Annotated in this window: 17 protein-coding genes; 7 read left to right on the top strand and 10 right to left on the bottom strand. The window is 59.0% G+C overall.

Annotated features, from left to right (window positions below):
- Nucleotides 1–121 precede the first annotated feature (121 nt).
- From surE to rlmD, 5 genes are read left to right on the top strand one after another with little or no spacing between them, the layout of a single operon-like run.
- A complete protein-coding gene (surE, locus tag ACOAP0_RS01650) occupies nt 122–889 on the top strand; it encodes a 5'/3'-nucleotidase SurE (protein ID WP_498375872.1) in 768 nt (255 codons plus the stop codon).
- Nucleotides 886–1,713, top strand: a complete 828-nt coding sequence (locus ACOAP0_RS01645) for a protein-L-isoaspartate(D-aspartate) O-methyltransferase (protein WP_498375873.1) — start codon at nt 886–888, stop codon at nt 1,711–1,713. Before surE ends, ACOAP0_RS01645 begins: the two co-directional genes overlap by 4 nt.
- A 14-nt stretch (nt 1,714–1,727) precedes the next feature.
- Complete coding sequence (locus ACOAP0_RS01640) at nt 1,728–2,621, top strand: peptidoglycan DD-metalloendopeptidase family protein (RefSeq protein ID WP_498375874.1); 894 nt, start codon at nt 1,728–1,730, stop codon at nt 2,619–2,621.
- Between the two features lie 6 nt (nt 2,622–2,627).
- Nucleotides 2,628–3,650: a sigma-70 family RNA polymerase sigma factor gene (locus ACOAP0_RS01635; protein ID WP_498375875.1), complete on the top strand. Its 1,023-nt coding sequence runs from the start codon at nt 2,628–2,630 to the stop codon at nt 3,648–3,650.
- A 27-nt stretch (nt 3,651–3,677) separates the two neighbouring features.
- Nucleotides 3,678–5,147: a 23S rRNA (uracil(1939)-C(5))-methyltransferase RlmD gene (gene rlmD / locus ACOAP0_RS01630; RefSeq protein ID WP_498391295.1), complete on the top strand. Its 1,470-nt coding sequence runs from the start codon at nt 3,678–3,680 to the stop codon at nt 5,145–5,147.
- Between the two features lie 52 nt (nt 5,148–5,199).
- Here rlmD and ACOAP0_RS01625 read toward each other — a convergent pair whose 3' ends face one another.
- Both ACOAP0_RS01625 and ACOAP0_RS01620 read right to left on the bottom strand, forming a co-directional pair.
- Complete coding sequence (locus ACOAP0_RS01625) at nt 5,200–5,574, bottom strand: hypothetical protein (RefSeq protein WP_498375876.1); 375 nt, start codon at nt 5,572–5,574, stop codon at nt 5,200–5,202.
- Nucleotides 5,575–5,685: 111 nt separating this feature from the next.
- Entirely contained in the window at nt 5,686–6,381 is a 696-nt protein-coding gene (locus tag ACOAP0_RS01620) for a Bax inhibitor-1/YccA family protein (RefSeq protein ID WP_087494202.1), read from the bottom strand.
- A gap of 212 nt (nt 6,382–6,593) precedes the next feature.
- Between ACOAP0_RS01620 and ACOAP0_RS01615 the strand changes: the two genes are divergently transcribed.
- Nucleotides 6,594–7,001 carry a GlcG/HbpS family heme-binding protein gene (locus tag ACOAP0_RS01615; protein ID WP_498375877.1) on the top strand — a complete coding sequence of 136 codons (408 nt, stop codon included), beginning with the start codon at nt 6,594–6,596 and terminating at the stop codon, nt 6,999–7,001.
- An 82-nt stretch (nt 7,002–7,083) separates the two neighbouring features.
- Here ACOAP0_RS01615 and hemP read toward each other — a convergent pair whose 3' ends face one another.
- The 7 genes from hemP to ACOAP0_RS01580 all read right to left on the bottom strand — a co-directional run bounded on the left by hemP (nt 7,084) and on the right by ACOAP0_RS01580 (nt 12,561).
- A complete protein-coding gene (hemP, locus tag ACOAP0_RS01610) occupies nt 7,084–7,302 on the bottom strand; it encodes a hemin uptake protein HemP (protein ID WP_087494200.1) in 219 nt (72 codons plus the stop codon).
- 3 nt (nt 7,303–7,305) lie between these two features.
- Nucleotides 7,306–7,728 (bottom strand): ExbD/TolR family protein, encoded by a 423-nt coding sequence (locus ACOAP0_RS01605; protein ID WP_498375878.1) that lies wholly within the window; start codon nt 7,726–7,728, stop codon nt 7,306–7,308.
- A 17-nt stretch (nt 7,729–7,745) separates the two neighbouring features.
- Nucleotides 7,746–8,465 carry a MotA/TolQ/ExbB proton channel family protein gene (locus tag ACOAP0_RS01600; RefSeq protein WP_498375879.1) on the bottom strand — a complete coding sequence of 240 codons (720 nt, stop codon included), beginning with the start codon at nt 8,463–8,465 and terminating at the stop codon, nt 7,746–7,748.
- Nucleotides 8,466–8,513: 48 nt separating this feature from the next.
- Nucleotides 8,514–9,251 (bottom strand): energy transducer TonB, encoded by a 738-nt coding sequence (locus tag ACOAP0_RS01595; protein WP_498375880.1) that lies wholly within the window; start codon nt 9,249–9,251, stop codon nt 8,514–8,516.
- A 41-nt stretch (nt 9,252–9,292) separates the two neighbouring features.
- Entirely contained in the window at nt 9,293–9,976 is a 684-nt protein-coding gene (locus tag ACOAP0_RS01590) for a Fe2+-dependent dioxygenase (RefSeq protein WP_498375881.1), read from the bottom strand.
- Nucleotides 9,977–10,004: 28 nt separating this feature from the next.
- The gene (locus tag ACOAP0_RS01585; protein WP_498375882.1) at nt 10,005–12,218 is read right to left on the bottom strand and encodes a TonB-dependent receptor; all 2,214 of its coding nucleotides are present in this window, start codon (nt 12,216–12,218) and stop codon (nt 10,005–10,007) included.
- 127 nt (nt 12,219–12,345) lie between these two features.
- Nucleotides 12,346–12,561 (bottom strand): (2Fe-2S)-binding protein, encoded by a 216-nt coding sequence (locus ACOAP0_RS01580; RefSeq protein ID WP_498375883.1) that lies wholly within the window; start codon nt 12,559–12,561, stop codon nt 12,346–12,348.
- A 189-nt stretch (nt 12,562–12,750) separates the two neighbouring features.
- Here ACOAP0_RS01580 and ACOAP0_RS01575 point away from each other — a divergent pair, with 189 nt between their 5' ends.
- Entirely contained in the window at nt 12,751–13,512 is a 762-nt protein-coding gene (locus ACOAP0_RS01575) for a tetratricopeptide repeat protein (RefSeq protein ID WP_498375885.1), read from the top strand.
- 13 nt (nt 13,513–13,525) lie between these two features.
- Here the strand turns inward: ACOAP0_RS01575 and bfr are convergent, their stop codons facing one another.
- Nucleotides 13,526–14,002, bottom strand: a complete 477-nt coding sequence (gene bfr / locus ACOAP0_RS01570) for a bacterioferritin (protein ID WP_087494192.1) — start codon at nt 14,000–14,002, stop codon at nt 13,526–13,528.
- Nucleotides 14,003–14,659 lie beyond the last annotated feature (657 nt).

The raw sequence follows: 14,659 nt of genomic DNA, 5'->3' as shown, positions 1-14,659 counted from the left end.
CTTCTCCAAATGAGTGTTTCCAAATCATAGGACTGAAGGTCAGCCCAGGGGTTGATGGAATGTCCCGACGGCGACCTCGCACCAGGCAGGCACCTACAATGCCTCAACACTCTTTTTAGCCATGAAAATTCTCATTTCCAACGACGACGGTTACCAGGCGGCAGGCATAGTGGCGCTGTACGAAGCACTCAAAGACATCGCAGAAGTCGAAGTCATTGCCCCAGAGCAAAACAACAGTGCCAAATCGAATGCACTGACCTTGCATTCCCCCTTGTACGTGCACCGTGCGTCCAATGGTTTCCGCTACGTCAATGGCACTCCCGCAGACTGTGTGCACATTGCGCTGACGGGCTTGTTGGATTACCGCCCCGACCTGGTGGTCTCCGGGATCAACAATGGCGCGAATATGGGCGACGACACCATTTATTCCGGCACCGTGGGCGCGGCCATGGAGGGCTTTCTGTTCGGGATTCCTGCCATCGCTTTTTCGCAGGTTGAGCGTGATTGGGTGCACTTGCAGTCCGCCGCACTCAAGGCGCGCGAGATGGTGTTGGCCATGCATCAGCAGCAGATGATTACCACTGCGCCCTGGTTGCTCAACGTCAACATACCCAACCTCCCCTTGGAGCAAATCGGTATTACGCGCCTTTGCCGCTTGGGCAAACGCCACGCCGCTGAAAAAGTCATCAAGCAACAAAGCCCCCGGGGCGAAACCATGTTCTGGATTGGTGCGGCCGGCCCGGTGATGGATGACGCCGAAGGCACCGATTTCCATGCCACGGCACAGGGCCATGTAGCGGTTACACCCCTCAAGGTGGATTTGACTGACCACGCCAACCTCGGCTACTGGGCCCAAACCGTCAGCCGTATCTCCGCAGCGCCTGTATGAAGGAAAGGCCTTCCTTTCCAGCGCGCTTGGACAGCACATTGGCCAAAAACCGCCCGAGCGCCGGAGGGGGCATCGCACCTTCGGCGCCCAAACTGGTGCCGATAGCCAAAGCGCCCGTCATCGCACCCATGGTTGCCAAGTCCAAACCGGTCCCCAAAGCCATTCCGGTGCCGCAAGGGCTGGGTATGGACTCAGTGGCCGTGCGTCAGCGTATGGTGCAAAAGTTGGCTGGGCAGGGTGTGACGGACCCCTTGGTGCTCACTGCCATGGGGACGATAGAGCGGCATCGTTTTGTGGACAGCGCCCTGGTCAATCAAGCGTATGAAGACACCAGTTTGCCCATCGGTCTGGGGCAGACAATCTCCAAGCCCGGCGTGGTGTCCCGCATGATTGAGCTGATGCGCAATGGCGCTACAGGCCGCATGGGTCGGGTGCTGGAAATCGGCACCGGCTGCGGCTACCAGGCTGCGGTGCTTAGCTGTGTCGCCACCGAGGTGTACAGCATCGAGCGGCTCAAGGGCCTGCACGACAAGGCACGCGACAACCTGCGCCATTTGCGTTTGCCCAACCTGCACCTCTTATTCGGTGATGGCATGGTGGGCTACGCCCAGGGCGGACCCTATGCGGGCATCATTTCTGCTGCGGGCGGCGATGCTTTGCCTCAAGCCTGGATCGACCAATTGGCGGTTGGTGGCCGTCTGGTTGCGCCGATGGTGCATGCGGGCGGACAAGCCTTGCTGGTCGTCGACAAGACGCCACAAGGCCTGCGCCAGAGCATTCTGGAGGCGGTGCACTTTGTGCCCCTAAAATCGGGCGTTGCCTGAAGGGAAAATTCAATATGGTGGGTTCGCGTAGTTTCTGGGTAGGTGCCATGGGCACCGCGGTGCTGGTGTTGGCCGGATGTGGTTCCAAGCCGATCACCCGTGCGCCAGTGGAAGACCGCTCCAACCAGGCGCCTCAGCAAAGCGTGAGCACCGACCCGCGCACCCAACCCGTGAAGCAGCCCCCAGGCTTTGAAAACGCAGGCAAGCCCGGCTACTACACCGTCAAGCCCGGTGACACCCTGATTCGCATCGGCCTGGAAAGCGGGCAGAGCCACAAGGACATCAGCCGCTGGAATGCACTGGAGAATCCCAACAAGATTGAAGTCGGCCAGGTGTTGCGCATCGTGCCGCCGGTCGCAAACGAAACTGTCAGCGCCAAGCCGGTAGTCGCTGCTACCAGCACTACCACCGCATTGCCTCCGGCCAGCAACCCCGCTCCCGCAGCAAGCACTGCTGCCAGCGCTCCGGCCAAGGCGGCGTCTGCGCCGGCCAGCGCACCCGCTGCGACCCCCGCGCCCGTCGCGGTCAGCGGTGGCGATGACACCGTGGCCTGGATGTGGCCCGGCAACGGTGCCGTATTGACTGGCTTCGATGAAGTCAAAAACAAGGGTGTGGATATTGCTGGTAACGCCGGCGATCCGGTGCTGGCTGCCGCGGAAGGTAAAGTGGTCTATGCGGGCTCCGGCTTGCGGGGTTACGGCAACCTGATCATCCTCAAGCACAACAACACCTACCTCACGGCCTACGCCCACAACCAGACCCTGCTGGTCAAAGAAGACCAGACCGTGAAGCGGGGGCAAAAAATCGCCGAGATGGGCAACAGCGATGCCGACCGCGTCAAGCTGCACTTTGAAGTGCGCAAGCAGGGCAAGCCGGTAGACCCCACCAAATACCTGCCCGCCCGGTAGCACACCATGGCCCCTAACCCCGCCCTTGCCGATGATGACGACAGTGTCAACGGCGAGGGTGTGGAGCAGGATTTAGAGCCAAACAACCCCCTGGCGCCCGATCCTTGTGCGCGTACAGCTCCTGATTTCATAGCAAAAGAAGCGCTGATCGCAGAGGAAGACCCGTCCACCCTCGAGCAGGGGCCTGATGCTTTGTCGGTGTACCTGCGCGGGGTGCGCCGGACTCCGCTGTTTACCCCTGAGCAGGAGTTTGAAGTGGCGACCCGTGCGCGTGCGGGCGACTTTGCCGCCCGCCAAAGCATGATTGAGCACAACCTGCGCCTGGTGATCAGCATCGCCAAAGGCTACGCGGGGCGGGGAGTGCCTATGTCCGACCTGATTGAAGAAGGCAACCTCGGGCTCATGCATGCCATCGACAAGTTTGAGCCCGAGCGCGGGTTTCGCTTTTCCACCTACGCCACCTGGTGGATACGCCAGTCGGTAGACCGCGCGCTCATGTACCAGGGCCGCGCCGTGCGCTTGCCGGTGAACGTGGTGCGCGAGGTGCAGCAGGTGCTTCGCGCGCGCCGCCTGCTGGAGAATGATGCGGTTCTTTTGGCACAGCGGCCTGAGGGCATCCGGGTGGAAGACATTGCCGCACTGCTTGGGCGGGATGCCGTGGATGTGACCGACCTGCTGGCCATGGCGGAGGCGCCGCGTTCGCTGGATGCCCGCAATGACGCAGGCGGCGATGAGCATTCCTTGGGCGACAGCCTTGCTGACACCTTGGCTGCAGCCCCGGACAGTACGGCATTGGCCCATGAGGTGGACGCCTTGTTGGAACAATGGATCGCAACCCTGAATCCGCGTGAGCAAGAGGTGCTGGAAGCTCGTTTCGGCCTGCATGACCGCGACCCGGAGACCCTGGAGACGCTGAGTGAGCGGCTGGGCTTGACCCGCGAACGGGTGCGCCAGATCCAGAATGAGGCGCTGTTCAAACTCAAGCGCTATCTGGCCCGGCGCGGGATCAAGCGGGAGTTTCTGATGTGAGTGCGCCTGACCTGAGACAATTCAGGGATGACAGACGTACACAACAACGACATGGTTCCTCCCAAGCCGCTGCCAGAAGGCTGGCTGGCTGTGAAATCCCTCGATCTCGAAGCCCAGGGCGTGGCCCACCGCCCCGATGGCAAAGTGGTATTCATTGAAGGCGCTTTGCCCTTTGAGGTGGTAAGTGCACAAATGCACCGCAGCAAAGCCAGTTTCGAGAAAGGCACGCTCACCGAGATCCACACCGAATCCTCCCAACGGGTGCAGCCTGCCTGCCCGCACTTCGGCCTGCATGAAGGCGCCTGCGGCGGCTGCAAGATGCAGCATTTGCACGTAGGGGCCCAGGTGGCTGTCAAACAGCGCGTGCTGGAAGATAACCTCTGGCACATCGGCAAGCTCAAGCCCGACAATGTGGTGCGGCCCATCGAGGGCCCGGCTTGGGGCTACCGCTACCGCTCGCGCCTGTCGGTGCGCTTTGTGCGAAAAAAGGGGGCAGTGCTGATCGGATTCCACGAGCGCAAGAGCCGCTATGTGGCCGACATGAAGGTCTGCCCAGTGTTGGCGCCCCGCGTGAGTGCCATGCTGCTGCCGCTGCGCCAATTGATTGAGTCCATGGATGCGGTGGAAACGATTCCCCAGCTCGAACTTGCCATGGGCGACATGGGCACCAGCCAGGACAGCCAGGCCGGCGTCATCGCTCTGGTGATGCGCCACATGGAGCCGCTGTCGGAGGCCGACAAGGGCCGTCTGCGCGCCTTTGCGGCCACCCAGCCCGGCCTGCAATGGTGGCTGCAGCCCAAAGGGCCGGAGACCATCCACCGCCTGGACGAGCTGCCCGGCCATGAAACCGGCGACCTGGCCTACACCTTGCCGGATTACGGCATCACCATGCCGTTCCGCCCCACGGACTTCACGCAGGTGAATCCGCACATCAACCGCGTTCTGGTCTCCCGCGCTTTGGGGTTGTTGCAGGTGCAAAAGACCGAGCGGGTGATTGACTGGTTCTGTGGCTTGGGCAACTTCACTTTGCCCTTGGCTACCCAGGCGCGCGAAGTGCTGGGCGTGGAGGGCGCGGAGTCGCTGGTAGCCCGCTCGCGCGAGAACCTGACCTTCAATTCCACGCAAAAAAAGGCTCTGGCGCCCGATGCACCTGCGCTGGCAGCTACCAAATTCGTAGCGCGCAACCTGTTTGAGATGACGCCGGAGTTATTGATTGCCGATGGCACGGCCGACAAGTGGCTGATCGACCCGCCCCGCGAAGGCGCTTATGCCCTCGTGCAGGCGCTGGCAGCCTTGCACCAGCAGCCTGAGTTGCGCAAAGGCTGGACGCCGCCCCGGCGCATTGTCTACGTCAGCTGTGCACCTTCTACACTGGCGCGCGATGCGGGTGTGTTGGTCAACGAAGCGGGCTATACCTGCACAAAGGCCGGGGTGGTGAACATGTTCCCCCATACCGCCCACGTGGAGAGTATTGCGGTGTTTGAGCTGCAGGGCTGATACCAGGCTACTGAGGGCAGGGTGGCCTGCTCTTGGGATAAAAAAGCGGAGCCTAGTGCTCCGCTTTTGCTTTGGCCTTGGATTTGGCCTTGGGCTCTTCGTCTGATTTTTCAGTAATCACCGCATCCGCGGGCGGCGGTGGAGGTGGCGGCTTGAGACCTTGGGGCGCTATGCCTTCAATCTTGTTTTCACGCATATAGCTGTCCATCTCCTTCCAGCCTTCGAAGATGGCCGCTTTGGACGCTTTTTCATTGAGCGAGTAGCAGTCTTCAATGCTGCGCAGGCCATGGCGGCAGGCGCTGCCTATGGCTTTGGCTTCAGCTTCCCGCTGGGCGATCCGCGGGTCTGCCATTGCTGCCTGGATGGATTGCAGATCGCAACCGGCCAGCAGTACGGCAGAGAGGAGGATCAGGGGGCGAAGTGTCATAAGGCGGATGGAGTGCTGCTAGTTATATCGGCAGGTGACGCCAAGTATTAACCACAAGTTGCTGAAAACAAAAAAGGCCCCGGGGGGCCTTTTTTTGGGGGTGCGCGGTGCTTAGTCGCGCTCGCCACCGAAGATGCCCAACAGGGCCAGCAGGTTCTGGAACACGTTCACGATATCCAGGTACAAGGCCAGCGTAGCGGTGATGTAGTTGGTTTCGCCACCATCGACAATGCGCTTGATGTCGTACAGCATCCAGAAGCTGAAGATGCCGATAGCCGCCATGGAGAGCGCCATCATGCCAGCGGTGGAACCCACGAAGGCGTTGATCAGTCCGCCCACCAGCAGCACGATGGTGCCCACCATCAGCCACTTGCCCATGCCGGTCAGGTCACGCTTGATGACCGTGGCCAGGCTGGCCATGGCAAAAAACACACCAGCGGTACCGCCGAACGCCGTCATGATCAGTTGCGGACCGTTGCTGAAACCCAGGGTGCGCTGGATCAGGGGCGACATCATCAAGCCCATGAAGAAGGTGAAGCCCAGCAGGACGGGGACACCTGCTGCAGAGTTCTTGGTCTTCTCAATCGCGAAGATGAAGCCGAAGGCCACAGCCAGGAACAAAACAAAGCCGAGGACGCCGCGGAACAGCGGTGCGATATTCAGTTCTACGCCAGCCCAAGCGCCCAACACGGTGGGAATCAGGCTCAGCGAGAGCAGCCAGTAAGTGTTGCGCAGCACCTTGTTGCGTTGCGCGGTCGATGCGCCATAGCCCAGGCTCTGGCCGAAGGTAGTAGTGCGATCTGTCATGGTGATACTCCAGTTAAAAAACTGCGGTGTACGCGCGGCAAGTGCTCACGTATTCGGCAGGTGAAGACATTTTAGGGTTTTGCAAGGGCAGCCCCGGGCTTTGTGTGTCTATTCATGCCATTTCGGGTGGGGCTGATCTGCGTCAGGAGGGGGCAAATGGGCGGTTTGTTTGGGTATGCTCAGGGTTTCCACCCACCCATACCCTACACACCATGAAATCCAAAGCTGTACTCGAATTCTCTGATGTCGCCACCATTGCGGCTGCCGCCCAAGCCGAAGCAGTCAAACACAACTGGGCGGTAAGCATCGCCATTGTGGACGACGGCGGTCACCTGTTGTCATTCCAGCGACTGGACGGTGCGGCACCCATTTCCTCCCACATTGCTCCCGGCAAGGCCCGCACCGCTGCCTTGGGCCGCCGCGAGAGCAAAGTCTATGAAGACATGATCAACGGCGGACGCGTGTCCTTCCTGAGCGCTCCCAACCTGGATGCCTTGTTGGAAGGCGGCGTGCCGATCATGAAAGACGGTCAGTGCCTGGGCGCAGTGGGTGTGAGCGGTGTCAAGTCCAACGAAGACGCGCAAATCGCAAAGGCCGGCATCGCTGCCATCGGCCTGTAAGTCGCGGCCAGTTGCTATCAAAAAAATAGCTGCTCGCGCACATCCACTGTGCGCCGGCAGCTATTTTCATAATGAATCTCCTCTATTTGGTGAGGATGAGCTTGCCCGCCTTGGTGGTTTGCAAGCGGTAGCGTTGGCCTTTGTATTCAATGTCCACGCTCTGGCGGGTGCCCAGCAGGGCGCTGGCTTGCACCACCGGCGTGGCGGCCACGGCGGGACCGGAGACAAGGCCTGCGGCATGGGCGCGTAGCTCCGGCATGGGTGCCAGGGTGCGCAGAGCGGGTAGGGGGCTGTGGGCCATGGCTTAAGGCTTGGGCTCGGTGATAAAGCCGATTTTGCGCAGTCCCGCCGTTTGCGCCGCCGCCATGGCCTGGGCCACATACTCATAGCGTGCGGCCTTGTCGCCGCGGATATGCAGCTCAGGCTGCGGTTCTTTGGCGGCCTCGGCTTGTAACGCGGCACCCAGCGCATCGCCGGTAACCGGAGTCTGGTTCAGGAAGTAGGCACCTTGCGCATCCACACTGAGTTGCAGGGTTTCGGGCTTGGTCTGCTGGGGCTGGCTGGTCGCAGTGGGCAGCTCCACATTCACCGCGTGTTTCATGACCGGCACCGTGATGATGAAGATGATGAGTAGCACCAACATTACGTCCACCAGGGGCGTCATGTTGATCTCGTTCATCACCTCGTTGTCGCTTTCAGAACCGGCGTCTTGCATTCCAAATGACATGGGGAACCTTTCGCCGATCAGGCTTTTTTCATGGCAACGACCTTGCCGTCAGTGCCTTGGCTGTTGCTGACGCGGGCCCCGGTCACAAAGTAAGCGTGCAAGTCGTGCGCAAAGCGGTTGAGCTTGGTCAGGATGGACTTGTTGCCCCGCACCAACGCGTTGTAGCCCAGCACTGCGGGAATGGCTACAGCCAGACCGAGCGCCGTCATGATCAGTGCTTCGCCGATGGGGCCCGCCACCTTGTCGATGGTGGCTTGCCCGGAGGCACCAATGCCCATGAGCGCGTGGTAAATGCCCCAAACGGTGCCGAACAGACCCACGAACGGAGCCGTGGAGCCTACCGAGGCCAAGACGGCGAGGCCGCTCTGGAAGCGGGCAGTGCTGTCGTCAATGCTGTTGCGCAAGGAGCGGCTGATCCAGTCGCTGATGTCCAGTGCGTCGTGCAGCTGGGTTTGCGTGTTGCGGTGGTGGGCAGTGGCTTCCTGTCCAGCACGGGCCAGCTGCACAAAGGGGTTGTCAGTAGGCGCGCCCAGCGTATCAATGCCCTCTTCAAACTCAGCGCTATGCCAGAAGTACTCCGTGCGTGCGGCCAGCGATTTGAACTTGAGGATGTCCAAGGTCTTGATCAAAATGACGATCCAGGAGGCCAGTGACATGCCTAGCAGCAGCACTGCGACTGATTTGGTGACCCAGTCGCCTTGGGTCCAGAGGGTGATGAGTCCGAGTTGGGATTCCATGAAAAAGCTCCAGAAATAGGTTCAAAAAAATGAATGGATAGCTGCGCTTCAGCGCGTCAACTGCCAGTTGAACGGCACGTCAAACCACATGCCTTGGGGCACGCCGGCTTTTTTGCCCGGCACATAGCGCCACTTGAGGGCCGTCTCCACAGAGGTTTGGTCCAAGCGGTCAAAGCCGCTGCTTTGCTTCACGCTGGCCTGGCTGGCTTGACCGTCGGTATCGATGAACACCCGGACTACCACGATGCCTGTTTCCCGCAGGCGCTTGCTGGTGGCGGGGTAGGCAGGTCTGGCGTTGTTGAGGTAGTCGGCGTCGCTGGAAGGGAGCTCCAGTTTCGGCGGGGCGGGTGGAGCCGGCGGCGCGGCAGGTGCATTGCTGCTGCCGTTGGCACTTTGGTTGCTGCCGGCATTGGCCACCGCTGTCGGAGCCGCAGCGGAGGGAGCCGGGGCATTGGTACTGGGGGCTACTGCCAGTGGTGTCGGCACAGGCTGGGGCGTTGCCACCGGTGTCGGGGTGGTTGGTGCGGGTTGTTTGTTGGTAGCGGTTTTGTTAACAGATTTGGGTTGTTGCGTGGGCTGGGGTGTCGGGGCCGGTGCCTTCGACGGTGCGGCTGGCGCCATGATTTCCACCAGAATTTCGGCAGGAATCATGACTTCCGCGACGCGCCGCATGAGGCCGCTTTGCACCGCCCAGAGGACGGCGCCGTGCAGCAGCACGACGCCCAGCACGATCGCGGTGTTGCGGCTCATGGCAGGCAGTGATCGGTGGCTTTGAGAAGGTTGCATTGGCATGGGTAAGGGTGCGAAGTGACAGAAACCGGCGGTCTTCAGGTGTCCGCCCACATGCGCAGCATGTTGTGGTACACGCCGGTCAGTGCGGTAGTCTCCGCCGAGTCGCCGTGGCGGCGACGCATGGCGAGCAAGTTCATGTCGAGCTCATAAAGCATGCGGCGCTGCTCATCGCTGCGCACCAGGCTCTCCACCCAGAAAAAGCAGGCGATGCGTTGGCCGCGGGTGACTGGCTTGACCTGGTGCAGGCTGGTGCCGGGGTAGAGCACGGCATGGCCTGCAGGCAGCTTGACGCTTTGTTCGCCATAGGTGTCTGCAATCGTCAGTTCGCCGCCGTCATAGTCTTCAGGATCGGAGAGAAACACGGTGCAGGACACATCAGTGCGAAGGCGCTGCCCGCTGCCGGGCATATACCGCACCGAGCCGTCGATGTGGTTGCCGTAGTAATTGGTGTCGCCTCCGTAGCGGTTCACGCGGGGAGGGAACGCTTTCTTTGGCAATGCGGCCGAAAAGAAGGTGGGGCTGCGGTCCAGACCGCGCAGCACCATGTCGCGGATGCTGCGCGCCTCCTCGCCCTCATGGTCGAGCTGCTCGTTGTTCTTGACCTGTTTGGCCAGCTCGCCGGTGCCTTTGCGCCCGTCCACCCACGGCGCCTCTTTCAGGAGTTGCTGTGCATGGGCGACTTCTTGCGGAGTCAACAGGTCGGGCAGGTGCAAAAGCATGGCGGTAGCTGGCAGCGAGGTGGATAGTTTAGAACTTGAGGTTCAGCGTGGCTTGGATGTTGCGTCCGGGCCCTGGGGTGTAGAAGGAGGTGTACAGGCCATCGGCGTACAGCTTGTTGAGCGCGTTCGTCACATTCACCTTGAGCGCAGTTTTCTCGCTGAATTTGTATTCACCCATCAGGTCCCACGTGGCGTAAGCGGGGGCCACGACGCCCGGGTTAGTCGCCGGGGTTTGCTCGCCGCGGAAATTGATGCCGGTGCCCAAGCGGAGCTCGGGGGTGAATTGGTAGGTCGTCCACACCGTACCACTGTGAATGGGCGTCAGACCGGGACGCTCGCCTTCGCGTGCGCCGTTGGCTGTGGAGTTCGAGATGTCAATCATGGCATCAGGCATCCACATATACGAACCATAGATTTCCCACTTGCTGGTCAACATGCCGCTGAAATCCACTTCCAGACCGCTGGCGTGACGCTTGCCCGACAGCAACATCTGGGTGGCTGCAGAGTCCGGGTCGGTATTGCGCTCATTGAACTTGGTGGAATGGAAGATCGCCAGTCGTGTGGTGTAGCGACGGTCTGCCGAGTCCAGTTTGGCTCCGATTTCAAAGTTGCGGCTTTGCTCGGGCGGCGTGTTTTGGCTGGTGGTGGTGTAGGAATAGGTATCCGCAGAGGTATTGAATGACGTCCCCCACGACACGTGATACGAACTCAGCTCGTTAGGCTGATACAGCGCACCCACACGCTGACTCCAGTCGCCCACTGTTTGTTCATAAGCACCGGTTTTTTGGCCTGCGGCGTTCTCGGTGATGTAGTTGCCACGCATGCGATCAAAGCGCAGGCCACCCAGGACTTTCCAGTGCTCGGCCACTTGGACGAGGTCCATGGCGTACAGGCCCAGATTGTCCGCTTGGAAAGCACTGGAGCGTGAGACTACGCGTGCGCCTTCATCCACGGATGCTCCGTCATTCGGCGTGCCCACGGTCGTAGACGGGCGGGTTGCTCCGCCGGTCACGCGAAACACATTTTTGTTTTCCTGCGCGACGTCCACGCCGGCAAACACTTCGTGGTTGACTCCCCACGCTTTGAACTTTTTGCTGTAGTCGCTCTGGAGGTAGACCGAGTTCAAGTCCTGGATCTTGTTTTGGGCTCCACGGGTAAGCACGGTCGCATCAGAGAAATTGTTCAGCCCTGTTCCTGCCGCATAGTTCCACAGTGTTGCGCGCTGGTCGCGGGTGTACACGCCGCGCCTTGCACTGGTCTTGAGTTCACTGTCGTCATCGAATCGATGGATGTGGCTCGCAGTGATGTAGTCCGCAGTTCCCTTGTTGTAGTCACTGGCCATGCCGTAATAGGTTTGCGGGGCAATTGCTTCGTTCAAGCCAGCAGTGTTTGCCGCTGCGGTAGAAGTCGGACGTATCCAACGCACGCCGTAGTTGATGCCGTTGTCGTTGTCGAGGGAGTACAAGCCTACGGAGAACTCGTCTTTGGTGCCGATTCCCCAACGGTAGTTGGCGGCTATTCCTCGCTTGTCGATGCTGCTGCCTGCGCCGTTGTTGTCGGCTTTGGTCACCATCGCGTTGATGCGCAGTCCGGAGTCCTCACCAGTCTTGATATTGAAGTCCCCTGTGACCCGGCGGTAGTTGTAGCTGCCCAGCGTGGTGGTGACTTCGTGGTCATCAATAGCCCGTCCTTGTTTGCTGGCTTGGTTGACTGCACCACCCGTGGAGCCCCGACCAAAAAGCATGGATGCAGAACCGCGTAGGAGTTCAATCTTGTCGCTATTGAATGTGTCGCGGTCGTAAAACGCCGGGTCACGCATGCCGTCGACATAGATGTCACCCGTTTGCGCCAAGGAAAAACCGCGTAACCGAATGTCTTCCTCACCACCTTCAGCAGCCAGAAAAGTCACGCCTGCGGTGTTGTGCAGCACGTCTTTGAGGGTATCCAGGTTACGGTCATCCACCAGTTTCTCTGTCACTACGGTGATGGATTGAGGTACGTCTCTGAGGTCTTGTTTGCCTTTGCCGATGCTGGTGGTGGTTGCGCGTACCGAGTCCTTGTCTTGCTCTTCTTCAAGCTGCTCGGTGATGGTGATTTGCTTCAGTGACTTGACGGGGTCGCCGGCACTCTCCTGGGCAACTGCAGAGAATGAACCTGCAAGCAGCATGGCTCCCAAGGGCAGGAGGGTGGTGGCAGCTACCGGAGGCGGGGCGGCAATAAGGAGGGGTTTGGATGTGGGCATAGCGTTCAAAACGTTCAATTGAAAGAATTTGCTGGCTATGTCCTGAGCACCGGGATAGGGCTCTGACTTGGCTTGCTGATTGGGTGGATAAACAAGAAGCATTCTTGTTTATGTAGAAAAAAATGATTTACAAAGAGCGCGTCACCATCATGGTCTTCCACGCTCCGTGGACCATGGCCGCATTGGCGTGGCATTGCTCCACCACCTCACGCGCACAGTCTTCGCAGCGGCCACATTGTGTAGCGACACCGAGATCAATCTGGATGTCCTCGAAGCTCTTCCCTTCACTGGCGTGTTGGTGAATTTCCTTGTCGGATACGCGGTGGCAGACGCAAACAATCATGAGACGCTTACTGAGTGTTGATCGGAGCTCGTATTCTAAATAAGAATTCATCGCATTTGCATTGCATGTAAAAAAATGTGTAGTGTTTGTGGGGTTGTGTCTACAAAACTGGGCTGTGCGCCCTGTTGCATTCCGGAATAGTTCAGTAACAGATATAGTTGAGAATTATTCGTATTTGATTTCTGCTCCATGACATTTCCGCCAAAGCCATTCAGTCTTGCCGAAATAGCGGCCATGAACCCCGCTGCCTGGCAAGCGGTGATTGGCGCAGAACCCCGGAGTGCAGCGCAGTGGATGCGGCATGCGTCTGAGCTCGGAAGTGCTGACGCACAGACGGTCATGGGCCAATGGCTGCTCGATGGTCATGGGGAGGAGGCCAACCATAAAGAGGCCTTGCGTTTTTTCCTGAAAGCCGGAACTCAGGGCCAAGTCATGGGCATGAACATGTGTGGTCGTTGCTTTGAAAACGGGTGGGGTACTGCCGTGGATTTTTTTGCTGCAGCAAATTGGTTCCGGCAGGCTGCGCACAATGGCTTGGATTCCGGTATGTACAACTACGCTAACTTGCTGGCAGCCGGAAAGGGTGTCAAGAAAAACGACGATGAAGCATTGCAGTGGTACACGACAGCTGCCAAGTTAGGGCACGCGAAGTCCATGACCAAGATCGGGCACTTTCATGAAGACGGTCGCGTAGTGGCCAAAGACGCAGAGTCCGCTTTGGCTTGGTTCAAAAAGGGTGCCGAAGGGGGAGACTTCCGAGGGCAGTTCAACTATGCCAGCATGCTGGCGGAGCGGGGCAGGGGGGAAGAGGCCCTGTTTTGGTTGGAAAAGGTTCCGCTCACCGCGACCGCGGCCTACAAGCGATTGGTAGGGGATAAGTTGCTGAACTCACCCCATGCCACACTTCAGGCGGTGGGGCGGGCCATGCTGGCAGACGCTGTGTCTGCCTGAGCGCGTAGCAGGGTCAAGAAAGCTCGCCCATCTGGCTTTGCAGATAGTTTTGCAATCCGACTTTGGAGATCAGATCGATCTGGGTTTCCAGGAAATCAATGTGTTCCTCGGTGTCATCCAGAATCTTTTGCAACAGGTCACGCGATACGTAATCGCGCACTGACTCGCAATGCGCAATGCCTGCTTTGATTGTGGATTGCGCTCCGACCTCTGCTTTCAAGTCGCATTCTAGAGCTTCGGGCACGGACTCGCCCACCATGATTTTTGCCATGTCTTGCAGGTTGGGTAGGCCATCCAGCATGAAGATGCGGTCCATCAGCATGTCTGCATGCTTCATTTCCCCTATGGACTCTTCGTACTCTTTTTTGGCGAGTTTGTCGAAGCCCCAGTGTTTGTACATCCGGTAATGCAGGAAGTACTGGTTGATAGCGGTCAGTTCATTCTTGAGCTGCGCCTGCAAATGGGAAATGACTTGTGCGTCGCCTTTCATGGGGACCTCCTGTTTGTGAAAGCTTGAATTATCCCGTCGTCACTCTTTTGCAGTGTTGTAAAGAACTACAAATTTCCCACGTAAGCGTGGTGATTATATCGACTTAAATGAGAATGATTCGCATATACTTAATGAAATTCAGCGAACTCACTTCCCGATTAAGGACAGACCATGCAGAGTGAAAGAGACAGGCATTCGAGTGAGAGTGGAGAGCAAAACGACCCGGAGAATTGGTCCGCGCGTTCAGATTCGACAGTGGATGCTGCCCAAAGTCCGGCTGTTGCTGCACTAGGTCACAGCCGCATCCGGTTCACCTCCATGGGTTCGGGGCGATACCGTGACCTGTGCCCCTGCTGCGCCCCGGAATTGCTGAACTCTCCCGTGAAGCCGACGAAGCGAACCAAGCACGTTCCGGCCATTGCGTGGCGGGCCCGCATGCTGTCACAAAGACAGAGTGAATACCATCAAGGTACAAGCCGAGATTGAGGTTCAAATATGCCGCTAGTGCACGATAAATATGCGGGAACAGCTATAAAAAATGTAGCGGTTCACCGGAATGAATCCGGGGCGAAAACTGTGCCCTCATTGTCATCCTATGCCTTGCCAGAGCCACCAAACTCCGGCTCCCGTCGCAAGCGCTTGTGGGATCTGGAGAGT

Source organism: Curvibacter sp. Hmag1.1 (assembly GCF_059769165.1).
Note: the sequence above shows the minus strand (reverse complement) of the source record. Positions and strands in the feature narration are given on the sequence as shown.